This window comes from Parahaliea aestuarii (genome assembly GCF_008064635.1).
GTDB lineage: Bacteria > Pseudomonadota > Gammaproteobacteria > Pseudomonadales > Halieaceae > Parahaliea > Parahaliea aestuarii.
The window spans coordinates 76,615-100,591 of the sequence record NZ_VRYZ01000003.1 but is presented as its reverse complement, the minus strand read 5'-3'; the positions used below and the strand labels follow the sequence as shown (position 1 = coordinate 100,591).

General features: G+C 65.6%; 20 protein-coding genes. 10 read left to right on the top strand and 10 right to left on the bottom strand.

From position 1 onward, the window contains the following. Position 1 precedes the first annotated feature (1 nt). From FVW59_RS07645 to FVW59_RS07635, 3 genes are all read right to left on the bottom strand, one after another. Entirely contained in the window at positions 2 to 1,189 is a 1,188-nt protein-coding gene (locus FVW59_RS07645; protein ID WP_148063667.1) for an amidohydrolase family protein, read from the bottom strand. Positions 1,190 to 1,291: 102 nt separating this feature from the next. Then, on the bottom strand, positions 1,292 to 2,080 hold the full coding sequence (locus tag FVW59_RS07640; RefSeq protein ID WP_148063666.1) for an SDR family NAD(P)-dependent oxidoreductase: 789 nt from the start codon (positions 2,078 to 2,080) through the stop codon (positions 1,292 to 1,294). 130 nt (positions 2,081 to 2,210) lie between these two features. Then, entirely contained in the window at positions 2,211 to 3,557 is a 1,347-nt protein-coding gene (locus tag FVW59_RS07635) for an alanine/glycine:cation symporter family protein (protein WP_148063665.1), read from the bottom strand. 133 nt (positions 3,558 to 3,690) lie between these two features. Here FVW59_RS07635 and FVW59_RS07630 point away from each other — a divergent pair, with 133 nt between their 5' ends. The 4 genes from FVW59_RS07630 to FVW59_RS07615 are packed head-to-tail and all read left to right on the top strand — an operon-like array spanning position 3,691 to position 6,696. Further along, positions 3,691 to 4,404, top strand: coding sequence for a hypothetical protein (locus FVW59_RS07630; RefSeq protein WP_187275812.1), 714 nt, complete (start codon positions 3,691 to 3,693; stop codon positions 4,402 to 4,404). Between the two features lies 1 nt (position 4,405). Beyond that, on the top strand, positions 4,406 to 5,353 hold the full coding sequence (locus tag FVW59_RS07625; protein WP_148063663.1) for a pyridoxal-phosphate dependent enzyme: 948 nt from the start codon (positions 4,406 to 4,408) through the stop codon (positions 5,351 to 5,353). Between the two features lie 4 nt (positions 5,354 to 5,357). Beyond that, positions 5,358 to 5,795, top strand: a complete 438-nt coding sequence (locus tag FVW59_RS07620; RefSeq protein ID WP_148063662.1) for a VOC family protein — start codon at positions 5,358 to 5,360, stop codon at positions 5,793 to 5,795. A gap of 28 nt (positions 5,796 to 5,823) precedes the next feature. After that, a complete protein-coding gene (locus FVW59_RS07615) occupies positions 5,824 to 6,696 on the top strand; it encodes a DUF6279 family lipoprotein (protein ID WP_148063661.1) in 873 nt (290 codons plus the stop codon). A 6-nt stretch (positions 6,697 to 6,702) separates the two neighbouring features. Here FVW59_RS07615 and ilvD read toward each other — a convergent pair whose 3' ends face one another. Both ilvD and thpR read right to left on the bottom strand, forming a co-directional pair. Beyond that, positions 6,703 to 8,547 carry a dihydroxy-acid dehydratase gene (ilvD, locus tag FVW59_RS07610; protein WP_148063660.1) on the bottom strand — a complete coding sequence of 615 codons (1,845 nt, stop codon included), beginning with the start codon at positions 8,545 to 8,547 and terminating at the stop codon, positions 6,703 to 6,705. Positions 8,548 to 8,655: 108 nt separating this feature from the next. Further along, positions 8,656 to 9,186, bottom strand: a complete 531-nt coding sequence (gene thpR / locus FVW59_RS07605) for an RNA 2',3'-cyclic phosphodiesterase (RefSeq protein ID WP_148063659.1) — start codon at positions 9,184 to 9,186, stop codon at positions 8,656 to 8,658. A 119-nt stretch (positions 9,187 to 9,305) separates the two neighbouring features. Between thpR and FVW59_RS07600 the strand changes: the two genes are divergently transcribed. Beyond that, positions 9,306 to 10,412, top strand: coding sequence for a carboxylesterase/lipase family protein (locus tag FVW59_RS07600; protein ID WP_148063658.1), 1,107 nt, complete (start codon positions 9,306 to 9,308; stop codon positions 10,410 to 10,412). A gap of 30 nt (positions 10,413 to 10,442) precedes the next feature. Here the strand turns inward: FVW59_RS07600 and FVW59_RS07595 are convergent, their stop codons facing one another. The 5 genes from FVW59_RS07595 to FVW59_RS07575 all read right to left on the bottom strand — a co-directional run bounded on the left by FVW59_RS07595 (position 10,443) and on the right by FVW59_RS07575 (position 16,135). After that, on the bottom strand, positions 10,443 to 11,000 hold the full coding sequence (locus FVW59_RS07595; protein WP_148063657.1) for a DUF3833 domain-containing protein: 558 nt from the start codon (positions 10,998 to 11,000) through the stop codon (positions 10,443 to 10,445). Positions 11,001 to 11,108: 108 nt separating this feature from the next. Further along, positions 11,109 to 12,428 carry an amino-acid N-acetyltransferase gene (argA, locus tag FVW59_RS07590; RefSeq protein WP_148063656.1) on the bottom strand — a complete coding sequence of 440 codons (1,320 nt, stop codon included), beginning with the start codon at positions 12,426 to 12,428 and terminating at the stop codon, positions 11,109 to 11,111. 90 nt (positions 12,429 to 12,518) lie between these two features. Continuing rightward, on the bottom strand, positions 12,519 to 13,670 hold the full coding sequence (gene argE, locus FVW59_RS07585) for an acetylornithine deacetylase (protein WP_148063655.1): 1,152 nt from the start codon (positions 13,668 to 13,670) through the stop codon (positions 12,519 to 12,521). Positions 13,671 to 14,164: 494 nt separating this feature from the next. Continuing rightward, a complete protein-coding gene (locus FVW59_RS07580) occupies positions 14,165 to 15,442 on the bottom strand; it encodes an inorganic phosphate transporter (RefSeq protein ID WP_148063654.1) in 1,278 nt (425 codons plus the stop codon). Positions 15,443 to 15,454: 12 nt separating this feature from the next. Next, a complete protein-coding gene (locus FVW59_RS07575) occupies positions 15,455 to 16,135 on the bottom strand; it encodes a TIGR00153 family protein (protein ID WP_148063653.1) in 681 nt (226 codons plus the stop codon). A 133-nt stretch (positions 16,136 to 16,268) separates the two neighbouring features. On the opposite strand from FVW59_RS07575, the gene tfpB reads away from it, so the two are divergent. Genes tfpB through waaC form a run of 5 tightly spaced genes read left to right on the top strand, consistent with a single transcriptional unit; the run spans position 16,269 to position 23,976 of the window. Next, complete coding sequence (gene tfpB / locus FVW59_RS07570; protein ID WP_148063652.1) at positions 16,269 to 18,044, top strand: type IV pilus assembly ATPase TfpB; 1,776 nt, start codon at positions 16,269 to 16,271, stop codon at positions 18,042 to 18,044. Positions 18,045 to 18,068: 24 nt separating this feature from the next. Then, on the top strand, positions 18,069 to 20,975 hold the full coding sequence (gene glnE, locus FVW59_RS07565) for a bifunctional [glutamate--ammonia ligase]-adenylyl-L-tyrosine phosphorylase/[glutamate--ammonia-ligase] adenylyltransferase (RefSeq protein WP_246139668.1): 2,907 nt from the start codon (positions 18,069 to 18,071) through the stop codon (positions 20,973 to 20,975). Positions 20,976 to 20,988: 13 nt separating this feature from the next. Continuing rightward, positions 20,989 to 21,915 carry a branched-chain amino acid transaminase gene (locus tag FVW59_RS07560; protein WP_148063651.1) on the top strand — a complete coding sequence of 309 codons (927 nt, stop codon included), beginning with the start codon at positions 20,989 to 20,991 and terminating at the stop codon, positions 21,913 to 21,915. A gap of 34 nt (positions 21,916 to 21,949) precedes the next feature. Next, positions 21,950 to 22,996 (top strand): lipopolysaccharide heptosyltransferase II, encoded by a 1,047-nt coding sequence (gene waaF / locus FVW59_RS07555; protein WP_148063650.1) that lies wholly within the window; start codon positions 21,950 to 21,952, stop codon positions 22,994 to 22,996. Then, the gene (waaC, locus tag FVW59_RS07550) at positions 22,984 to 23,976 is read left to right on the top strand and encodes a lipopolysaccharide heptosyltransferase I (protein ID WP_148063649.1); all 993 of its coding nucleotides are present in this window, start codon (positions 22,984 to 22,986) and stop codon (positions 23,974 to 23,976) included. Before waaF ends, waaC begins: the two co-directional genes overlap by 13 nt. Position 23,977: the final 1 nt, after the last annotated feature.

The following is a 23,977-nucleotide window of genomic DNA, read 5'->3' as shown; positions in this document are numbered from 1 at the left end:
GTCAGGCGGCCCCCGCCAGGTATTCGCGGCGCTCGGGACCGATACGGGCGGCGATGGCGTCGAGCCTGTTGCGGTCCAGGTGGTAGCAGTCCACCGCATTGCCGCCGAGAATGGCCTCGATCTCGCTCTCCGGCATGCCGGTAAAGAACTCGCGCAGCTTCTCGCGGGTATTGGGCCAGGACCCCTCCGGGTGGGGGTAGTCGGTACCCCACATCACGTTGTTGATACCGATGTCGTGGCGCACCGAGGTGGAGCCTTCGTCAAACAGGGCAGAGGCGCCCACCCAGCAGTTGCGGCGGAAGTACTCGCTGGGCTTCATGGTCAGGTTGCTGCGGAAGTCCCCGAGCTTGCCGCTGGTGTGCTTGACCGAGGCGCGCACGTCCATCATCTCCAGCATGTGGGGAATCCAGAACTCGCTGACCTCGGTGATGACAAAGTGCAGGCGCGGGAAGCGCTCGAACACACCGCCGAAGATCATGTGCCACAGCGGCCGGCTGGCCCACCAGGCGAACTCGGTGAGGTAGACGCCCACCGCGCCGGGCAGGTCGAAGTTGTAGTCCGGCGAGGGGCCGGAGTGGGTGTGTACCACCATGTTGTGATCCTGGCAGAAGGCCCAGACCGGATCGTACTTGGGGTGGTTGTAGGGGTCGTGATCCCCCATCAGTGCGGGGATCAGGATGCCACGCAGGCCCTGGTCGAAGGCCCATTTCACTTCCCGCAGCGCCTCGTCCACATCGTAGAGCATGAGTACGATGGCGAGGCCGATACGGCGGTCCGGGTCCTGGCGGCAGAACTCGGCGATCCAGCGGTTGTGGGCGCGGGCCCCGGCCCACTGCAGCTGCGGGTCGATGCCCCAGGGGCGCAGGCCGAGCCCGGCGCCGAAGGGCGGCGCATTCATCTCGGTGATGCCGTCGGGGAACAGCACTTCCGCCGCCACCCCGTCGGCGTCGATCACGCGGTTGCGCACGGCGCCGTCCCAGGCGCCGGTGAGGTCGTCCTCGATGCCCCTGCGCCAGTTGTCGTTGAAGTCGGAGATGAGGAATTTTTCCTCGGCCCTGCGGGTCATCTCCCGCTGGATGGGCAGGGCCTTGTCGAAGGCCTCGTGGTAGCGGGCATCCAGGTAGTCCCGGTAGCCCTCCATGGGCAGGCCGGCGTGGCCGTCGGTTGAAACAATCAAATAGCGATCCATGACACACTCCAGTCGCAGTCAGTGTGGGCAGACTACGCTCCCGGCTGGCAGGGGATAAACCGCTGGCGGTGGTTTGATTGTTCTTGCACCGGAAACAATGCATCAGCCCGGTGGCGGGCGCAGCCGGCCGCGCTGGAACAGGCCCATGCGCCACAGGGCGCGGCGCCGGGAATTGAGGTGGCGATAGCGGAAGGCGCGCCAGCGGTTGCCGCGGCCGGGCAGCAGGCTGGGCCGTTTGCCCAGCGCCGCCAGGGCCTCGTCGACGACCTGCGCCGGTTCCATGCCGAAACTGACCCGCTCCGACCGGGTCGCCCCGGGGGACAGCACCAGCACATCTACGCCGCGCTCGCGCAGTTCAAAATGCAGGGATTCCCCCAGCGCCAGCTGGTAGGCCTTACAGGCGGCGTATTCCGCCATGTAGGGCACCGGGGTGTGGCCGGTAATGGAGCTGACCTGTATGACGCCACCGCGGCTGCGTTGCAGGAGCGCCGGCAACAGGTGGTGAATCAGGCGCAGTTGCAGGCGGGTGTTGAAGTGGAGGGTGGCTTCGATGTCCTCCCAGTGGCGGGCGCTGAAGTGGCCGTGGTAACTGGGAGCGCCGGCATTGTTGACCAGCAGGCCGATATCGAGGGTATCGAGGGTCGCCAGCAGGGGCGCCAGTGCTGCCTCGCTGGACAGATCCAGTGCCAGGGTCCGCGTGTCGATGCGGTGTTGCTGTGCCAGCTCCGTCGCCAGTTCCTCAAGCAGGCCGGCGCGGCGCGCCACCAGCACCAGGTTCAGCCCCCGCGCGGCCAGTTGCCGGGCGAATTCGCGACCGATACCGGCGGATGCGCCGGTCACCAGCACCCAGGGGCCGTAGCGTTCGCCAAAGGATTTTGCTGCCTGCGCCATGCTGTCTCCCCGTCCCTGCAGACTTTCCGGCCATAGTGGCACGAACGGCACGGCCGGTTAGGCGCTGGCGATAGACAGACTGTTTCCGGGCTTTGCCGCTGTGGCCAGGGTCGGGACGGGCGAGGCCGGGCTAGTAGGGATGCCGCCGGAAGTAGTCCCGCGCGGCCGCCATCACCTTCCCGGACAGCATCAGGGTCGCCACCATGGTGGGGATGGCCATCAGTCCGTAGCTGCCCGAGATCAGGTTGAAGACCACGTCGATGCTCACCGTGGCGCCGAAGATCACGGTGCCGACGAAGAACCAGCGGTAGTGGTGCTGGATCCCGGCGCCGAACAGAAAACCAAAACACTTGGCGCCGTAATACCACATGGTAAACATCGTGGTACTGGCCAGAATCAGGGTGATGCCAAACAACAGCACCACACCGGTGGTGCCGAAATCCTGGCGGAAGGCATTGGCGGTTAGGTTGATGCCGGACAGGCCCTGGGGGTCCTGCCAGGTGCCCGCCAGCAGGATGACCAGGGCGGTGCAGGTGCATACGACCAGCGTGTCCAGCACCGGTCCCATCATCGCCACCAGGCCTTCGCGGATCGGCTCACTGGTGCGCGCCGCGCCGTGGGCCATGACCTCGGTGCCCACGCCGGCCTCGTTGGAAAAGGCGCCGCGGCTGATACCCACCAGAATCACGCCGAGCAGGCCGCCGGCGACTGCCTGGGGGTTGAAGGCGTCGCGCACGATGGCGCCGAGCAGGGCGGGCACCTCACTGGCGTGCATGGCGAGCAGGGTCAGCGTCATGCCGAGGTAGGTCACCACCATTATTGGCAGCAATGCCACGGCGACCCTGGCGACCCGCGGCAGGCCGCCGAAAATCACGATGCCCACCAGTACCGCCATGGCGCAGCCGATGCCGAAGCCGGTGAGGGTGGGATCTGTTTGAGGAAAGACCTGTTCGCGGATCAGGGCGGTGAGCTGGTTGGCCTGGAAGATGGGCAGGGTGCCCACCAGCCCGGCCACGGCAAACAGGATGGCCAGTGGGTAGAAGGCCCTGGGCAGGGCTTCGCGAATGATGTACATGGGCCCGCCCTGCAGGCGGCCGAGACTGTCTTCGCCGCGGTACATCACGCCTAGGGTGCAGGTGAAGAACTTGGTGGCCACCCCCACCATTGCCGATACCCACATCCAGAACACCGCGCCCGGGCCGCCGGCGACGATGGCCAGGGCCACCCCGGAAATATTGCCGAGGCCCATAGTGCCGGACAGCGCCGCCGCCAGCGCCTGGCCGTGACTCAGTTCGCCCGGCTCGTCCGGCGTGTCGTGCTTGCCGAGCATGATGCCCACGGCGTGGCTGAAGTGGCGGTAGGGCAGGAAGCGCGAGCGCAGGGCGAAAAATATGCCACCCCCCAGCAACAGCATCACCAGTGGTGTGCTCCAGACGGCGTCGGCAAAGCGGGCGGAAAGTTCCTGCAGTGTATCCATGGTGGCCCCGGTCGAAAGTGTGGTAATTCCGCGCTGTTCTGGTGAAATGCCGTGAATGCTTGCGCCGCGCGTGGCGGCCAGCTTACCACAGGGCCACGGGGCGCTCCCCGGACTGGCTGCTAGACTGAAGGCCATGAATCCTCGTCCCGTGGCGCTGTGGGCTGCCCTGTTGCCGTTTGTGGCCGTTCACCTCACCTACCTGCTGGCTGCCAGCCACACTCTGGTGGACTGGTGCTTTCCCTACGTCGACTCCTGCACCTCCATCAGCGCCACCGGGCGCCATCCCCCGGCCAGCTACCTGTTTCGCGCGACCATGCTGCCGTCTGCGGTATTGCTGTTTGCCTATTGGTGGTTGAACAGCGCCTGGCTGGCCGCGCTGGGAAGCGGCGACCGCCTGCGCCGCTGGATGCTGGCGATGGGGGGCGTCGCCAGCCTCGGGCTGGTGGCCTATGTCACTGTCCTCGGTGAGGCCGGTGAGCAGTGGCAGCGCCAGCGCCGTATTGGCGTGGTGCTGTTTTTCGCCTTTACCTACCTTGCGCAGCTGCTGCTGGTAGCGCAGCTTCGCGGTCTGCAGCCGCTGGCACTGGAGCTGGGCAGGCTGGTCAATACAATGCTCGCGCTGTGTGCGCTGTTGCTCGCCCTGGGGGTGGTCACTGTGCTCTGGGATGCCGTGGACAATGCGGGTTATGAAACTGTGGAAGACGCCTTTGAATGGAACCTCAGCCTGTTGCTGCAAACCAATGTGTTGCTGGGCTATTTTCTCTGGCGCCGCGCCGGTTGGCAGCTGAGCGTTGTGCGGGGCCTGGCGGCAGCGGATAATCCGCCCGCTACGAACAGGAAGGACTGATATGGACAGCGCACCGCAACTTGATGATATTGAAGCCGCCGCCGCGCGCATCGCCGGCTATATCCACCGCACGCCGGTCCATACCAGCCAGTGGCTGGATGCGCTGTGCACGGCGCAGGTCCACTTCAAGTGCGAAAACCTGCAGAAGGTGGGCGCCTTCAAGGCCCGGGGTGCTTCCAATGCCGTGCTCAGTCTGGATGACGAGGCCGCCGCCCGCGGTGTGGCCACGCACTCCTCCGGCAACCACGGCGCAGCCCTTGCCATGGCGGCCCAGCGCCGCGGCATCCCGGCCCATATCGTCATGCCGGCCAATGCGCCGGCGGTAAAAAAAGCCGCGGTTGAGAGCTACGGCGCCTTTGTCATTGAATGCGAACCGACCCTGGCCGCGCGTGAAGAGACCCTGCGGCGGGTCGCGGCCGAGACCGGCGCCGAAGTGGTGCATCCCTACGACGATGCCCGTGTGATCGCCGGCCAGGGGACGGTGGCGCTGGAGCTGTTGGCCCAGGTGCCGGACCTCGATGTGGTGGTGGTGCCAGTCGGCGGCGGAGGCCTGCTGGCGGGTGTCGCCACGGCAATCAAGGCGATGAAGCCGGATATCGAAGTGCTGGCGGCGGAACCCGCCGGCGCCGATGACGCCTTTCGCTCCTTCGGCCTTGGCGAGCGCCAGCCCCAGAGCAACCCCCAGACCATCGCCGACGGATTGCGCACCGCGCTGGGCGAACTCAATTTCCCCATCATCCAGCGCCACGTGGACACTATTGTCACCGTGGAAGAAGAGAGTATCGTCAGGGCCATGCGCCTGCAGTGGACCCGGCTCAAGACCCTGGTGGAGCCCTCCGGTGCAGTGAGCTTTGCCGCCCTGCTGGAACACCCCGAGCGCTTCCGCGACCGCAAAGTGGGTGTGGTGATCAGCGGCGGCAATATCGACCTCGACCACTTACCCTGGTAATGCCATGAGCCAACGGTTTCATCTCGCCCTGCCTGTCGACGACCTCGAAGCCGCCGAGCGCTTCTACGGCGAAGTGCTGGGCTGCCCTCGCGGCCGCGAGTCTTCCCGCTGGATCGACTGGGATTTCTGGGGCCACCAACTGGTTACGCACCTTGTCGATGCCGGCGATGTGCCCGCCGCCGCCACCAACCCGGTAGACGGCGAGGCGGTGCCGGCGTCCCACTTCGGCGTGATCCTGGAATGGCCGCAACTGGAGGCCCTGGAAGCGCAGCTAAAGCAGCAGGCAGTGCCCTTTGTGATCGAGCCCAGCGTGCGCTTCGAGGGGCGCCGCGGCGAACAGAAAACGTTCTTCGTGCGCGACCCCGCCGGCAATCATCTGGAATTCAAGGCCTTCCGCAACATCGACATGTTGTTCGCCACCGATGGCCTGGACTATCCCTGACAGGCTCCTTCCGCTCCGCTGGCGCCGCTTGCCGGCCCTGGCGATCCTGCTGCTGGCCGTGGCCGGTTGCAGCAGCACCACGTTTTTCTACAACCGCCTCGACTTCCTGGTGCCCTGGTATGTGGACGACTATGTGGACCTGGATCGTGAACAGGACGAGGCCCTGGCGCAGTTACTGCAACCCTTCCTCGACTGGCACCGTCGCGAGGAGCTGCCGCTCTACATCGGATTGCTGGACGAAGCCGAGGATATGCTCGACAGCGATGGCCTCAGCCTGACCGAACTGCGTGAGCTGACGCGCCACATGGAACTGGCCGGCGAGCGCCTGCAGACCCGCTCACTCGACTGGTTGCTGCCGATTGGCGAGCAGCTGAGTGACGAGCAGATAGAAGAATTTATCGTCAAGCTGGAAGACAGGCAGGAAGAACTGGAAGAGGAATACCTCGATCGCGATCTCGAAGAGTATCGTGAGGATGCCTACGACCGGCTGCAGGACAACGTCCAGGATTATTTGGGCCGGCTGGACCGGCAGCAGAAAGACACCCTGCGCGGCAATATCGCCGGCCTGGAGCGCTCCGACCAGCTTTGGTTGGCGGAACGGCAGGCGTGGATAGAGCGCCTGCGACTCCTCCTGCAGCGCGAACCCGGCTGGCAGGACGGTGTGCGCGAAGCCCTGGCCACCCGCTGGAGCAGCGCCAGCCCCGAGTACCGGCGCATGTACGAGCACAATATCAGCGTGATCCAGCGCGCGGTTGTCGAAGTGGTGAACAGTCGCAGCGAACGACAGGATCGCCACCTGCGCAATAAAGTGACTGGCCTGAGAGAGGATTTTCTGGCCTTGAGCCGGGACGGGATGCCGGAAGGGGGTGAGGCCACGGCCGAGCCGGTAACTGCCCCCTGATTGTGCTCAATCCAGCAACGACAGATCCCGCACCGCGCCCTTGTCGGCGCTGGTGGCCATCTTGGCGTAGACCTTCAGCGCCGCGCTGACCTTGCGCGGGCGCTCTTTGAGGGGTTTCCAGGCGGCGTCGCCCTTTGCCTCCATCGCCACGCGCCGCATTGCCAGTTCCTCGTCGGACAGGCGCACGTTGATGCTGCGGCCGGGGATGTCGATGTCGATCATGTCGCCGTGCTCCACCAGGCCGATGGCACCGCCGGCGGCCGCTTCGGGCGAGGCGTGGCCGATGGACAGTCCGGAGGTGCCGCCGGAGAAGCGGCCGTCGGTAAGCAGGGCGCAGGCTTTGCCCAGACCTTTCGACTTCAGGTAGCTGGTGGGATAGAGCATTTCCTGCATGCCGGGGCCGCCGCGGGGGCCTTCGTACCGGATGACGACCACGTCGCCTTCCTTCACTTTGCCGGCGAGTATGTCCGCCACCGCGTCTTCCTGGCTCTCGCAGATATAGGCGGGGCCGGAGAACTTGAGGATGGATTCGTCCACCCCGGAGGTTTTTACCACGCAGCCATCTACGGCGATGTTGCCGCTGAGTACCGCCAGACCCCCTTCCAGGGAGAAGGCGTTGTCGATGGAGCGGATACAGCCGCCCTCGCGGTCATCGTCCAGGGAGGGCCAGCGGGTGCTCTGTGAAAAGGCCGTCTGGGTTGGAATACCGGCGGGGCCGGCCCTGAAGAACTCGTGCACGGCCGCGTCGCTGGTGCGCTTGATATCCCAGGTGTCCAGCGCCGCGGCCATGCTGGGGCTGTGTACGGTGGGGCAGTCGCGGTGCAACAGGCCGGCGCGGTCCAGCTCGCCGAGGATGCCCATGATGCCGCCAGCGCGGTGCACGTCTTCCATGTGGTACAGGGGCGTGTTGGGTGCCACCTTGCACAGTTGGGGGACTTTGCGCGACAGGCGGTCGATGTCCGTCATGGTGAAGTCCAGCTCCGCCTCCTGGGCCGCGGCCAGCAGGTGCAGGATGGTGTTGGTGGAGCCGCCCATGGCGATGTCCAGGCTCATGGCGTTTTCGAAGGCCTGGAAGTTGCCGATGTTGCGCGGCAATACGGATTCGTCGCCGTCGCCGTAGTAGCGCTGGCACAGTTCCACCACCAGGTGTCCGGCGCGCTGGAACAGGCGCTCGCGGTCGGCGTGGGTGGCCAGGGTGGAGCCGTTGCCGGGCAGGGACAGGCCCAGGGCCTCGGTCAGGCAGTTCATGGAGTTGGCGGTGAACATACCGGAGCAGGAACCGCAGGTGGGGCAGGCGGAGCGCTCGTATTCGGCAACGGTTTCATCGTCGGCGCTGTCATCGACGGCGATGACCATGGCGTCGACCAGGTCCAGCTTGTGTTCCGACAGTTTGGTCTTGCCGGCTTCCATCGGCCCGCCGGAGACGAACACCACGGGGATGTTCAGGCGCATGGCCGCATTCAGCATCCCGGGGGTGATTTTGTCGCAGTTGGAGATGCACACCATGGCGTCGGCGCAGTGGGCGTTGACCATGTACTCCACCGAGTCGGCGATCAGGTCGCGGCTGGGCAGGCTGTAGAGCATGCCGTCGTGACCCATGGCGATGCCGTCGTCCACCGCGATGGTGTTGAACTCCTTGGCCACACCGCCGGCTTTTTCAATCTCCCGCGCGACCAGCTGGCCCATGTCCTTGAGGTGGACGTGGCCGGGCACGAACTGGGTAAAGGAGTTCACCACGGCGATGATGGGCTTCTTGAAGTCCTCGTCTTTCATGCCGGTGGCGCGCCACAGGGCGCGGGCGCCGGCCATGTTGCGGCCGGCGGTGGAGGTCTTGGAGCGATAGTCGGGCATGGGACACACCTGCGCACCTCAGTGGCGCGCGTTCACTGGTCGGAAAAAGGGCTGGAAGGATAGCAAAAATGTGGCCGCCACCGAAGAGGCCACGGCAATCACCGTTGTTCAGCGCTGCGGCAGCGGCCAGGCCGCCACCACGTGATAGGCCACCCCCTCGCGCTGGCGCTGCGATTCGTACAGGGAGATTTCCCGCTGTTGCAGGGCGATAGCCGGCGGCTGTGCCGGCAGCGGCGGCGCCTGCTCGCAGCGCCGGAACAGGGTGATATGGGGCTGAAAGCGCTGCCGGTCGCGTCGGGCGCCGGCGCTGGCCAGCAGTTGCCGCAGTTTGCCAGCCTGCCGGTCCAGCGCATCCGGCCAGTGGCTGGGACCGAGCCAGTAGATACCGTTGCCGGGCCAGAAGCCGGTCTGGTCCAGCAGCAGTTGGGCGGCGCCAGGCGGTTCGTCGGACAGCCAGGCGTCCACCCGGTCGCAGAGTTCGTCGATGGCCGCCAGGGGCAGTTCGCCGCCGAAGGCGAGGGTCAGGTGCAGGTTGGCCAGCGGTACCGGGCGCGCGGCCGCGCTGAACTGGCGCTCGCGCCAGTCGTCGATGGCCAGCGCGGTGGGCTGGTCGGGTTCGATACCAAAAAATACGCGCATGATGGTGCCTGTGACAAAGGGATAAACCGGCGCCGGTGATCGCGGCCGTCACTGTGGTGACGGCAGGGGAAATACGCTAATGTTCGCGGCGACAACATAAGCATAAACAGGATATGACTGTGACGTACTTTACCCGCATTGCCCTGCTGTTGACCTGCAGCACCCTGTTTGCCTGCAGCGACAGCGGCGACAGCCACAACAATACACCGGTCACCCCGCCGGAGCCCAGTGAACCCCCGCGCCCGGCCCTGGCGTTGACTTACTCCGAGGCGCCCATCGCCCTGGACGGCATCAACGCGGAGTTTGCCGCGGATGTTTCCTATGGCGACAAGGAACGCAATGTCTTCGATATCTACCTGCCGCGCGACTGCGACGACCCCACGCCGCTGGTGATCTACATCCACGGCGGCGGCTTTACCGGCGGCGACAAGGGCAGCGCCCACGAGAACTTTGGCAACGACATCCGCGAGTTTCTGCAGAACTGTGTGGCCTACGCCAGCATCAACTATACCCTGCTGGAAGTGCCCGACGCTGACGGCGATATCGTGGCGGCGGCGGAGCAGGGCGGCGTTCTCACCTCCATGCAGGACAGCGCTCGCGCCCTGCAGTTCATGCGCTACTACTTCGACAGCCTGAACCTGGATGTGGACAACGTCGCCCTCTACGGCGGTTCGGCGGGCGCCGGTACCGCGCTGTGGCTGGGCACCCACGACGACATGGCGGACCCGGAAGCCGGGGACCCGGTGCTGCGCGAGTCCACCCGGGTCAGCGCCGTCGGTGCGCTGGCCACCCAGGCGACCTACGACCTGATCGACTGGACCGATATCCTGGCGCCGGTGATCGAACCCTTCGCCGCACTGCTGGGTGGCACCGACATCGTCACTGTGAGCCAGGCCATTGGCACCGAGAACTACCTGCTGACCTTCCTCGGCGCCACCAGCGTCGACGAACTGGAGAGCCAGGCCAATATCGACTATCGGGCCAATATCGATATGCTGGAATTAATGGATGCCGGCGACGCGCCGATCTATGTACACAACTACGAGACCAGCCCCGACGACCTGCTGAACCTGTTCCTGCACCACGGCCTGCACGCGATCGCCGTGCATGACCGTGCGGTGGAGGTCGGCCTGGAAAGCGTCGGCTACTCGGAGCAGCCCGGATTCATCCTGCAGGACCCGTCCGGCGAGGATCATGTGTCCTTCCTGATGCGGCACATACGCTAGCCCGCGCACCTTCGCGCGCCCGCAGTGAGGTCACTGCGGGCGCCGTTCGATCACCAGCAGAATCCTGCCCACCGTCAGCCCGAATTTTTTCATGGTGGATTCGTTGACGATGACCGTCGGCGACACCAGGTACATGCGATCGTCTATGGTGAGGTCGAGGGTGCTGTCGTTGTAGGGAATGCGCAGTACGTATTCCATGAACAGCGCATTGCCGGCGACCCGCGCTTCGGAATCCCCCACCACATCGCCGGCGGTACCGATATAACGCTGGTTGCCACTGGCGTCCTGACCGTCCGGGGTCAGGGTCCACACCCGCCGCTGCTCCTCGCCGTCGTCAAACACGAAGTCCTCTTCCAGCGTGCCCACGCCGTCTTTCCAGTAGGCCTTGATGTCGGCATTGAAGGTGCGAATGACTTCGCCGCGCCAGTTTTTCACCACGCCGTGGGCGGTCAGCGAGCCATCGAAGAACTGTTCCAGTTGCAGCGCCGGTTTGCGGCCGGCGTGGTGGCTGATGTCAGCCGATGTGCAGGCCACCAGCGGCAGCAGGGCGGCCAGCAGCAGGGTGAATTTAACAGCCAGATATGCCATGACGGAGACTCCCGGATTGCTTGCAGTGGGATTGGTACGCGAGCGGGAGCAATGAGGATGACCGGCTGGCCGGGAGATTGGCCGGCCGGTGGTGAGCCGGCCGATGCCCTACAGGGTTTTGAAGAACACCTTGGAATTGCGCTGCAGGTTATAGAGATTCTGTTTCTGCGCCGGCAGTGCATCGCGGCCGCATTCCCGGAAGCCCTGCTCGATAAACCAGTGGGCGGTCTGCGTGGTCAGCACAAACACCTGCTCCAGGCCCTGCTGCCGCGCTTCCCGCTCCAGCCCCCGCAACAGCCGCTCGCCGCGCTTGCCGCCGCGATACTCGGGGTTGGCCACTACACAGGCCAGTTCGCCGCAGCGGTCCTCCGGGTAGGGGTACAGCGCGGCGCAGGCGAGAATGCGGCCGTCCCGCTCCAGCAGGCGGAAGTGGCTGATCTCGGTTTCCAGCAATTCCCGTGAGCGCTTCAGCAGGATGCCCTGCTGCTCCAGCGGCTCGATCAGTTCCAGGATGCCGCCGACATCGTCGATGGTGGCCCAGCGCGACTGCTCGTAGTCGTCCTTGGCCACCAGGGTGCCCGCGCCGTCGTGGGTGAACAGCTCCTGCAGCATCGCGCAGTCGTCGCGGAAGCTGATCACCTGGCAGCGTTCCACACCCGCCAGGCAGGCGCGGCGTGCGGTGTCGGCCAGGCGCGCCTGCTCATCGCTGGCGAAGTCGAGGTCGGGCATTTCGCCCACCGCGATCTGGCGCAGCAGCTCGCCTTCAATGTTCTGCAGGCCTTCGTCGGCCCCGAACAGCAGCAGCTTGTCGGCGCCGATGGCGGAAGCGCAGTGCACGGCGATGTCCTCCAGCGCCAGGTTGAAAATTTCCCCGGTGGGGGAATAGCCCAGCGGCGACAGCAGCACAATGGCGCCCGCCGCGAGTTGTTCGCGAATGCCCGCCACGTCCACCCGCCGCACCCGGCCGGTGTGGTGGAAGTCGACGCCACCCAGCACGCCGATAGGGCGCGCGGACACGAAATTGCCCGAGCACACCCGGATGCGGCTGCCCTGCATGGGCGAGTTGGGCAGGCCCATGGAAAACAGGGCCTCGATCTGCGCGCGCAGGGAACCGGCGGCGTCGGTCACCAGCGGCATGGCGGCGCTGTCGGTGATACGCATGCCGTTGTGAAAGCGGCGCTCCAGCCCGGCCTGTTGCAGGCGCTCGTCGATCTGTGGGCGGTTGCCGTGCACCAGCACCAGGCGTACGCCGAGGCTGTTGAGCAGGGCGATGTCGTGGATGATATGGGAGAAATTCGGGTGCTGTGCAGCCTCGCCTCCCAGCATCAGCACAAAGGTCTTGCCCCGGTGTGCGTTGATATAGGGTGCGGTATTTCTGAACCAGCGGATGTGATCCTGGCCCGTTGTGCTCACTGTGTTGCCCGCCATCGTCTGGAAAGTCGTGAAAGGGGTCAAGGTTACCGAATGGGCGCGGTTGCGCCTAATGGCAATAATACACAGCGGGTCGCACAGGCGCTGCTACAGGCAGTAGTGCGCGATGCACTGCTCCAGCAGGGCGATGCAGGGTTTGAGCTGCTCCAGTTCCAGGTATTCGTCGGGCTGGTGGGCGCGGTCGATGGAGCCGGGGCCCATGACAATGGTCTGCATTCCCAGCTGTTGCAGGAAGGGCGCTTCAGTGGCAAAGGCCACCGCCTGGGCGTTGTGGCCGGTGAGCCGCTCCGCCACGCGCACCAGTTCGCTGTCGGCACTCTGCTCAAAGGGCGGTACCGGCTTTACCAGCGCTTGCAGGTCAATGGCGATTTCGCGCTCAGCGGCGATCTGCTGCAGGCGACCGTCCAGCTCCTCCCGTACCGCTTGCCAGCTACCGCTCGGGGTCATGCGCAGGTCGATGTGGAGTTCGCTCTGCCCGCAGATGCGGTTGGGGCTGTCGCCGCCGTGGATGCAGCCGAGGTTGAGGGTGGGGAAGGCCACGTCGAAGGCCGCATTGGAAAAGCGCTGCCCCAGCTCGCTGCGGAAGGTCATCAACTCCCCCATCACCGCGTGCATCGCATCCATGGCGCTGTTGCCCAGCGCCGGGTTGGAGGAGTGGCCGGCGCGGCCGGTGATGCGGATGGCCTCCATCATGATGCCCTTGTGCATGCGCACCGGCACCAGCCCGGTCGGTTCGCCGATAATCGCCGCCCGCGCCTTCGGCCAGCCCGCCGCCGCCAGCGCCCGGGCGCCATCCATTGAGCTTTCCTCGTCGGCGGTGGCGAGAATGATCAGCGGCTCCCGCAACGGTTTGAGCAGGAAGCTCTGCGCGGCTGCCATGGCCAGCGGGAAGAAGCCCTTCATGTCGGTACTGCCCAGCCCGTACAGGCGCTGGTCGCGCTCGGTCAGGCGCAGGGGGTCGCTCTGCCAGCGCCCCTGGTCGAAGGGCACGGTGTCGGTGTGCCCGGCCAGCACGAGGCCACCGGGGCCGCTGCCGAGGGTCGCCACGAGGTTGGCTTTGCTGCCATCTTCGTTGACGTCAATGATTTCGGTGGCGAAGCCCATGGCGCTGAGCCACTCGGCGAGCTGCTCGACGACGGCGCGGTTGCCCTGGTCCCAGGCGGGGTCGGTGGAGGAGACGCTGGGGGTGCCGACCAGGGTGCGGAGCTGGCGGATGATGTGCTGTTCGGTGGTGGGCATGGTGGAAGGTGCCGCGAGGTGGGGTCTGGGCACGGTAGCGGGAGGGTGTGGTTGGCGTCAAGGTGGCTCTGTTGGGGGCGCCCTTGGGTCTGCTGTGTCGTCGGCGATCATCGGAGTTCTTTTGCTCCATTCCGGGCGGCCCTTTGGGCCGCTGCGTCGCCGGCGATCAGGGGAGCTTCTTTTACTCCATTCCGGGACGATCGGCTGTGCCTTCCTTTGGGCGATTTTTTCCTCGCTAGTTGCAGCCGGCTTCGTTGTGACCTCTGTGTGTACAGAATTTTGGGCACGTTGATACTTCTGAAGTTCGGTAGTGCCCTTCGCGGGGGCTGGTGACGCTGTAAGGGCAGACCGCGCTCACAGCCGCCGCCCTCCAAGTCCGTAAAAGAACTCCCCTACTCGCCGTCAACGCGGCGGGGAAACCGCACCATGGGTGCTTTGTTGCGAAAGAATGCTGGACCCGCCAAACCCGCCAGCAACAGAGCGAACCTCAGGGACTAGACAAACATCCCGCGGAACATAAAGAAGAACATGATCGACAGGCCCGCACCGGCCGGCAGCGTGATGATCCATGACATGAAAATCTGCCCGATGGTACGCAGATTCAGCGCCGCAATACCGCGCGCAAAGCCCACACCGAGCACAGCCCCCACCAGCGTGTGAGTGGTGGAAATCGGCAGGCCCGTGGCCGAAGCCACCACCACCGTCGAGGCCGCGCCCAGCTCCGCCGCAAAACCGCGGCTGGGGGTCAGCTCGGTAATCTTGCGGCCGATCGTGGCGATCACCTTCCAGCCGTAGGTCGCCAGGCCCACCACAATGCCGAAAGCGCCTACCAGCAGAATCCACCAGGGCAGGGCGGCCTTGGCCGCGACCTGGCCGCCGGACTCGATAGTGGCGGCAATGGCCGCCAGCGGGCCTACCGCGTTGGCGACATCGTTGGAGCCGTGGGCGAAGGCCATGGAGCAGGCCGTGAACACCATCAGGATGGCGAAGACCCGCTCCACATTGGCGAAGCGGTTTTGCTGATTTGGCAACTCCTTGACCCGCCGCAGCAGCAGGGCGCCGATGCCGGCAACCACCAGGCCGATAGCGGCGGACACCGGCACGGCATTGGCGAATTTACTGCCCAGGCCGAGGTCGACCTCGACGCCGATGTGCTTGAGGCCCTTGAGCAGCGTGACCATGGAGATCATGAAGCCCACCATCCACATATAAACCGGGATGTAGCGTTTGGCGCGGTGGAAGGGGTCGTCGGTGTCCAGGATGAGGGCTTTCACGCTCATGAACAGGCCGAAGGAAATGGTGCCGGCCACCAGCGGAGATATCACCCAGCTGGCGGCGATGGTGCCGACTTTATCCCAGTGGATGGCATCTACCGAGATACCCACCGCGGCAAAGCCGACGATGGCGCCCACGATGGAGTGGGTGGTGGATACCGGCCAGCCCTTGATACTGGCAATCAGCAGCCAGGTGCCGGCCGCCAGCAGGGACGAGAGCATGCCGAACACCATTAACTCCGGCTGGTCTGCCATCGACTCCGGGTCGATGATGCCCTTGCGGATGGTGGCGGTGACCTCGCCACCGGCCAGGTAGGCGCCGAGGAATTCGAAGATCATGGCCACGAAAATGGCCTGGGTGATGGTCAGGGCGCGGGAGCCGACCGACGTGCCCATGGCATTGGCGACGTCGTTGGCGCCAATACCCCAGGCCATGAAGAAGCCGACACAGCAGGCAATGATCAGCAGCGTACTGCCGTAGTTCGCAATGATTTCCATGGACTTGCTCTGTTATTTTGCCATCAGGATCTGCAGGCGGTGGCCGACGCGTTCTGCGGCGTCGGCCATGGCTGCCAGCAGCTCAATGATTTTGTAATAGAACATTACATCGACCGGCGGCAGTTCTGCCTCCATCTTGAACAGCTTGCCGCGCAGGACTTCGGACTGTTTGTCGGTGCGGCCTTCCAGCTTGTCGAGTTCCTTGATCAGGCCCTCCACGCGCTTGACTTCGCGGCCACTGAAGCCCACTTCCAGCAGCTGGTCCAGCTCGCGAATTGCCACCAGAGCCTGGCTGACGGTGTCGCCGCAGGTGGCGACCAGCTCGGCCAGGGGCAGTTGCAGGCTCTCCGGGAACTGCATCTGGCGGCCCAGCATCAGGCCGGCGGTGTCCTTGGCGATATTGGCGACATGGTCCTGGATGGTCACCAGTTCCAGCAGGTCGGTGCGCGGTACCGGGAGGAACAGGCTCTTGGGCAGGTGGCGGCGCACCGAGCGCTTGAGCTTGTCGGCGGCGCGCTCGGCGTCGGAGATTTCCTTGAACGTGGCCTCCGCGGTGGGCCAGTTGCCCTGGGCGCTGGCTTCAAAGAACAGCGGCAGGAGCTGTGCGGCCTCGTTGGCGGCCTGCATGTGCTCCTGGATGGGGCCAATGGGCGACCTGCCGAACAGGCTGCCGATGGGGTTGGATCCCGGCATGGTTTTGCTCCCTGGAGATTCGCGCGCAGTATAGGGCCTCATGCCACCGATGTCACAGGCCCCGGTGCCCCTGTGGCGGGCCGTCGCTGTGGTAGCATGCTGGCCAGCGACCGCAGCCAGTCAACGGTGATCCATGTCAGCCCCGATGAGCGAGCAATTGAACGAAGCGCCCCTCTCCCTGCCCTGGGTAATAAAGGAATTGCACCGCGATGGCCGCCTCAGCAGCGCCGAGCTGGCGCGCCTGGGTACGGCCAGCGTGCGCGGGGTTCACCCGCTGGTGTTTATCGCCGAACAGAAGCTGGATGATATGGCCCGTCCGGGCCGCCAGCTGGAGATGGACAACCTGCTGCACTGGCTGGCAGCGCGCACCGACCAAAGTGTGTACCGCATCGATCCCCTGAAAATCAACGTAAGCGCGGTGGCGGAGGTGATGTCCAGGGCTTTCGCCCAGCGCCACCGCATCCTGGCGGTAGAGGTCAATCCGGAGGAGGTGCTGATCGCCAGCGCCGAGCCCTATATCCGCGGCTGGGAAAAAAACCTCGAACACGTACTGCGCAAACCGATTCGTCGGGTGCTGGCCGATCCGCGCGACATCGCCCGCCACACCGCCGAGTTTTACACCATGGCCGGCTCGGTGCGCGGCGCCCACGGCCGCAGTGCGCCGGAGAGCGCGGCCGGCATCACCAACCTGGAGCAGATGCTCGATCTCGGCTCCATGAAGGAAGTGGATGCCAACGACCAGCATGTGGTGAGCATCGTCGACTGGCTGCTGCAGTACGCCTTCGAGCAGCGCGCCTCGGATATCCATATCGAGCCCCGGCGCAAGGTGGGCAATGTGCGCTTTCGCATCGACGGCGTGCTGTACAGCGTATACGAACTGCCGCAGCAGGTGTCGGCGGCGGTCACCAGCCGTATCAAGATTCTCGGGCGCATGGACGTGGCAGAGAAGCGCCGCCCCCAGGACGGCCGCCTGAAGACCCGCACCCCGGAGGGCAACGAGGTGGAGCTGCGCCTGGCCACCCTGCCCACCGCCTTCGGCGAAAAGCTGGTGATGCGGATTTTCGACCCCGATGTACTGCAGAAATCCTTCGAGCAACTGGGTCTCGCCGACCAGGACCTGCAACACTGGAAGGATATGACCAGCTACGGCAACGGCATTGTGCTGGTCACCGGCCCCACCGGCTCGGGCAAGACCACCACCCTCTATTCCACCCTGCGCCAGCTGGCCACTTCCGAGGTCAATGTCTGCACCATTGAAGATCCCATCGAGATGGTCGAAGGCGCCTTCAACCAGATGCAGGTCAACCACGGCATTGGCCTGAACTTTTCCTCCGGCGTGCGGGCCCTGATGCGACAGGACCCGGACATCATCATGGTGGGGGAGATCCGCGACCTGGAAACCGCCAGCATGGCAGTGCAGGCGGCGCTGACCGGCCACCTGGTGTTGTCCACCCTGCACACCAACGACTCGCCCAACTCCATCTCGCGCCTGCTGGAGCTGGGAGTGCCGGCCTACCTGATCAAGGCCACGGTGCGCGGCATTATGTCCCAGCGCCTGGTGCGCATCCTGTGCCCGGACTGCAAACAGCTGGCGCCCACCGACCCCGATGCCTGGCAGCAGCTGGTGGAGCCCTACGATCTGGCCATGCCCGAGCAGGTGGCGCGGCCGGTGGGCTGCCCGGCCTGCCGCGATACCGGCTACGTGGGCCGCCAGGGCATTTACGAGGTGCTGGTGAACAGTCCCGCGGTACAGGCACTGATCAACCCGCACATGGAGGCGGCCGAGGTGCGGCGCACCGCCATGGGCGAGGGCATGCAGACCCTGCGCTTGAGCGGCGCCGCCCGGGTGGCCCGCGGCGAGACCACCATCGAGGAAGTGATGCGCGTGGCGCCGGTTCTCGACGCCTGACGGGTTTCCAGTGTTGGAGTTGTTGTGAGCGAATTTCTGTCCGATCCCCTCCCCCCTGTACTGGCACAGCGCGCGGCGACACTGCGCGGTCGCATCGACGAGCGCTGGAGCGCGGAGCAACGCGCCCGCTGGCACAGTGCCTGGGCTGACTACCCCCACCCCGGGCATCTCGACCACATGCTGGCCTGCAGCCCCTTCGTGGCGGACCTGTTGCAGCGCGACCCGGAGCCGATGCTGCATCTGCTGGCGTCCGGCCAGCTGCTACGCAGTCTCGACGAGGGTGAGACCGAACGCCAGTTGCAGGACGCACTTGCCGTGGAACAGGCGCAGTTGCTGCCGGTGCTGCGACAGTTCCGCAGCCGCCACATGCTGCGCATTATCTGGCGCGACTTCTGCCGTCTGGCGCCAACCCTGGAGACCACGCGGGACACCTCCCTGCTGGCCGAGGCCAGTATTCGCTGTGCGCTGGCCCACAGCCGGGCCGGGCTGGAAGCCCGCTTTGGCCTGCCGCGGGGGCGCCACAGTGGCGAGCCCCAGGAGCTGTTGGTGCTGGCGATGGGCAAGCTGGGGGCGCGGGAACTCAATGTCTCCTCGGACATCGATCTGATTTTCGCCTTCCCCGAAGCCGGCGAAACCGATGGCGACAAGGTCATCAGCAACGAGCAGTTCTTTACCAAGCTGGGCCAGGCCCTGATCAACGCTCTCGATGCCACCACCGCCGACGGCTTCGTGTTCCGGGTGGATATGCGCCTGCGTCCCTACGGCGACAGCGGCGCCCTGGTACACAACTTCAACGCCCTGGAGGACTACTACCAGGAGCAGGGCCGGGACTGGGAGCGCTACGCACTGATCAAGGCCCGCGCGCTCACCGGGCGCGCCGGCGATGTGGCCGAACTGGAGCAGATGCTGCGGCCCTTCATTTACCGCAAGTATGTGGATTTCGGGGTCATCGACAGCCTGCGCAGCATGAAGCAGATGATCTCCTCCGAGGTGCGCCGGCGCGGCCTGGACAACGATGTGAAGCTCGGTCACGGCGGTATTCGCGAGGTGGAGTTCATCGCCCAGTGCTTCCAGCTCATACGCGGTGGCCGCGATCTCGGCCTGCAGCAGCGGGAGCTGTTAGCGGTGCTGGCAGAGTGCGCCGAGCTGGGCTGCCTGCCCGAAGCGGCGGTAGCGGAACTGCGCGAGGCCTACCTGTTCCTGCGCGACAGCGAGCACGCCATCCAGGGCTATCGCGACCAGCAGAGTCAGGCCCTGCCGACAGAACCGGAGCAGCAGGCCGCCACGGCACGCTTGCTGGGCTGTGGTGACTGGGACAGCTACCTCGCTCGCCTGCAGGCTCACCGGCAGCGGGTGGCGGCCCACTTCCGCGACCTGATTGCAGAGCCGGAGGAAAAAGAAGACGAGATCGCGGATGATCTGGCCCTGTGGGGCGAGGATCTGTCGGCCGTCAGCCTGACAGCGCTGGGCTACCGCGACGCCGAGGCCAGCGTCGCTCCCCTGCTGGAACTGCAGGGTAGCAAGCGCGTGCTGTCCCTGCAGAGCCAGGGCCGTGAACGCCTGGAGGCTTTCATGCCGCAACTGCTGCGGGCCTGTGCCGAATCCAGCGACCCGGATCTCGCCCTGTCCCGGGTCTTGCCGCTGGTGACCGCGGTGCTGCGCCGCAGCGCCTATCTCGCCCTGTTGCTGGAAAACCCCGCGGCGCTGGATGAACTGGTGCAGTTGTGCGCCGCCAGCCCCTGGATTGCCAGCCTGATGGCGGAGCACCCGGTGCTGCTGGACGAGCTGCTGGACCGCGCCAGCCTCTATACGGCGCCGGACAAGGCCCTGCTGCAGGACGAGCTGCGCCAGCAGGTGGCGCGCCTGCCGATCGACGATCTGGAGGCGCAGATGGACGTCCTGCGCTATTTCAAGGCCGCGCATGTGCTGCGCGTGGCGGCCAGCGAGTTGACCGGGCGCCTGAGCCTGATGAAGGTCTCGGACAAGCTCACCTGGCTGGCGGAAGTCATTCTCGAACAGGTGTTGGCAGTGGCCTGGTACGACCTCACGGCGAAGTACGGCGAGCCGGCGCGAGAGACGGAGGGCTACGGCTTTGCGGTGTTTGGCTACGGCAAGCTCGGCGGCATCGAGCTCAGCTACTCCTCCGATCTCGACCTGGTCTTCGTCTTTGACGCCGAGGCCAAAGGGAGTACCGCCGGCCCCCGCAGTATCGACAACACGGTGTTCTACACCCGTCTCGGCCAGCGCATGATCCACATTCTGGAAACCCGCATGGCCCTGGGCCAGCTCTACGAGGTGGATATGCGCCTGCGCCCCTCGGGGGATTCCGGCATGCTGGTGGCCTCCACCCGCGGTTTTGCCAGCTACCAGCAGGACACCGCCTGGACCTGGGAACACCAGGCCCTGGTGCGGGCGCGGCTGGTGGCTGGTGACGAGAGGGTGGGGCGAACCGTCTACGATGTCCGCGAGGGTATCCTGCGACAGTCGCGGGAGGAGGGCGAACTGGCGCGGGAGGTGGTGAGAATGCGCCGTCGCATGCGCGAGCACCTGCTGCCGGCAGACGCCGCGGCAAATGGGGAATTTCACCTAAAACAGGGTGTCGGTGGTATCGTCGATATTGAATTTATGGTGCAATATGCGGTCTTGGCGTGGTCCCACCGGGTGCCGGCGCTGGCACACTGGTCCGACAATATCCGCATCCTCGAGACCCTGGGCCGCGAAGGCTTATTCGAGCAGCAGGAGTGCGAGTCACTCACCCTGGCTTATCTGGCCTACCGTTCCGCTGCCCACCAACTTGCCTTGCAACAGCAACCGGATGTCGTACCGGCCGGGGACTATGGCAAACACCGCGATGCCGTCACCGCCAAGTGGCGGCATTTGTTTGCATCGTATGAGGATGAGGCGCCGGGCAACGGCGACCAGGCTAACTGACAGGAGTAGGGCAATGACATTCGCGGATCGCGACGGACTGATCTGGCTGGACGGGGAAATGATCCCCTGGCGCGAGGCGAAAGTGCACGTGCTCACCCACACACTGCACTACGGCCTCGGCGTGTTCGAAGGCGTGCGCGCCTACAAAACACCGGACGACGGCACCTGTATTTTCCGCCTGCATGAACACACCAACCGCCTGTTCAATTCGGCCCATATCCTGGGCATGGCCATGCCCTTCGACAAGGATACCCTGAACGAGGCCCAGCGCAGGGTCGTGCGCGAAAACAACCTCGAGGAAGCCTATCTGCGCCCGATGTGCTTCTTCGGCTCCGAGGGCATGGGCCTGCGCGCCGACAACCTCCAGACCCACGTCATGGTGGCCGCCTGGGAGTGGCCCTCCTACATGGACCCGGAGGCCCGCGACCGCGGCATCAAGGTGCGCACCTCCTCCTACACCCGCCACCACGTGAACATCACCATGTGCAAGGCCAAGGCCAACGGCAACTACATCAACTCCATGCTGGCCCTGAAGGAAGCCCTGGACAGCGGCGCCGAGGAGGCCCTGTTGCTGGACAACGAGGGCTACGTGGCCGAGGGCAGCGGCGAGAACGTGTTCATCATCCGCGACAACCAGATCTACACCCCGGATCTCACCTCCTGCCTGGATGGCATCACCCGCAACACGGTGTTCGCCCTGGCGAAGGAACTGGGTTACGAGATTCGCGAGAAGCGCATCACCCGCGACGAGGTCTACGTGGCGGACGAGGCCTTCTTCACCGGTACCGCCGCCGAGGTAGTGCCGATCCGCATGCTGGACGGCCGCGCCATCGGCAGCGGTTCCCGCGGCCCTATCACCGAGCAGTTGCAGACCATGTACTTCGACTCGGTGCGCGGCAATCGCAGCCAGAATCGCGAGTGGCTAAGCCCGGTCGCCTGAGGGCGCCAGCCACCCTCCAGCGTCTGCCCCCGGCATGACAGCCTCCGCGCAACAGATTCTCATCGTCGGCCCCTCCTGGGTCGGCGACATGGTGATGTCCCAGTCCCTCTATCGCGTGTTGCAGGACACGCGCCCCGGTTGCGCCATCGATGTGCTCGCCCCGGCCTGGAGCGAGGCCATTCTCGCGCGCATGCCCGAGGTGCGCGCCAGCCTGACCCTGCCGCTGGCCCACGGTGAACTGGGCCTCGGCAAGCGCTGGCACCTGGGCCGGCAACTGGCAGGGCGGCATTACGACCAGGCCATTCTGTTGCCCAATTCGCTGAAGTCGGCGCTGCTGCCGATGTTTGCCGGCATTCCCCTGCGCACCGGCTGGCGCGGCGAGATGCGCTTTGGCCTGCTCAACGACATCCGCCTGCTGAAAGAGCGCGAACTGCCGCTGATGGTGCAGCGCTTTGTCGCCCTGGGGCTGGATGAAGGCAGCGCTCTGCCGGCGGACATTCCGCCCCCCGCACTGGTGGCCAATGCCGAAGGCGCCGCCGCCGCTGCGGCGCGCTTTGGACTGGACACCGGGCGCCCCATCCTCGCCCTGTGCCCCGGCGCGGAATTCGGTTCTGCCAAGCGCTGGCCGGAAGCGCACTACGGCGAGCTTGCCCGCCGCTACCTGGAGCGCGGCTGGCAGGTCTGTCTCTACGGCTCCGGCAATGACCGGCCGGTGACGGCGGCCATCCGCAGCGCCGCGGGCGCGTCCGCCGACTGCTTCGACCTGGCCGGGCAGACCAGTCTCGGCGAAGCGGTGGATCTGCTGTCCCTGTCCACTGCCGTGGTCAGCAACGACTCCGGCCTGATGCATATCGCCGCGGCCCTGAACCGGCCCACCCTGGCCATCTACGGTGCGACCTCTCCGGGCTTTACGCCGCCCCTGTCGTCGCGCTCGGCCACGGTGGTGAGCGATATCGCGTGTGCGCCCTGTTTTCAGCGCGAGTGTCCGCTGGGGCACCATCGCTGCATGCGCGATCAACTGCCGCATACCGTGGGCGCCCGTCTCGATAGCCTGCTGGAGAGCCCCGCTTGCGCGTCCTGATCGTCAAGATGTCCTCCCTGGGAGACGTGATCCACACGCTGCCGGCGCTCACCGACGCCGCTCGTGCCATTCCCGGCATTCAGTTCGACTGGGTGGTGGAGGAGGGCTTTGCCGAGATTCCCGCCTGGCACCCGGCGGTGGACCGGGTGATTCCAGTGGCCCTGCGCCGCTGGCGCAAGACGCCGCTGCAATCCTTCGGCGGCGCTGAGTGGCGGCGTTTCCGCAGCGAACTGGCGCGCCATCATTACGCCGCAGTGATCGACGCCCAGGGCCTGATGAAGAGCGCCTTTATTACCCGCCTGGTGAAGGCGCCGCGCTTTGGCTATGACCGCGACAGCGCCCGCGAGCGCCTGGCGGCGAAGGTCTATCACCACCGTATCCCGGTGCCGCGGGAGTTGCACGCGGTGGAGCGCACCCGGCGCCTGTTCGCCGCCGCCCTCAACTATGCGTTGCCGGAGACGAAGGGCGACTACGGGGTGCGCCAGCACCTGGTGGCCGGCGCCCACCGGTCGCAGCGCAGCCTGCTCTTTTTCCACGGCACCGCGCGGGATGAAAAACTCTGGCCCGAGGCGCACTGGATTGAACTCGCCGCACTGGCGGCGAATGCGGACTACCAGGTCAATCTGCCCTGGGGCAGTGAAAAGGAAAAATCCCGGGCCCAGCGCATTGCCGAACAGTCCCCCAACGCCCGCCTGCTGCCGCGGCTGGATCTGCTGGGGCTGGCGGGTATGCTGCTGGAGGTGGACGGCGCGGTGGCGGTGGATACCGGCCTCGGCCATCTCAGTGCCGCTCTCGACGTGCCCTCAGTCTCCCTCTACGGACCCACCCGCACCAGCCTGATCGGCGCCTACGGCCACAATCAGGTACACATCCAGTCGCCGGTCGGCCCCGGACAGAGTGCCGACCCGGTGGCGATGATGGCCTCGATTACACCGGCGATGGTGTGGCAATCCCTGTTGCCTTTATTGCCGGAGGGCTGAA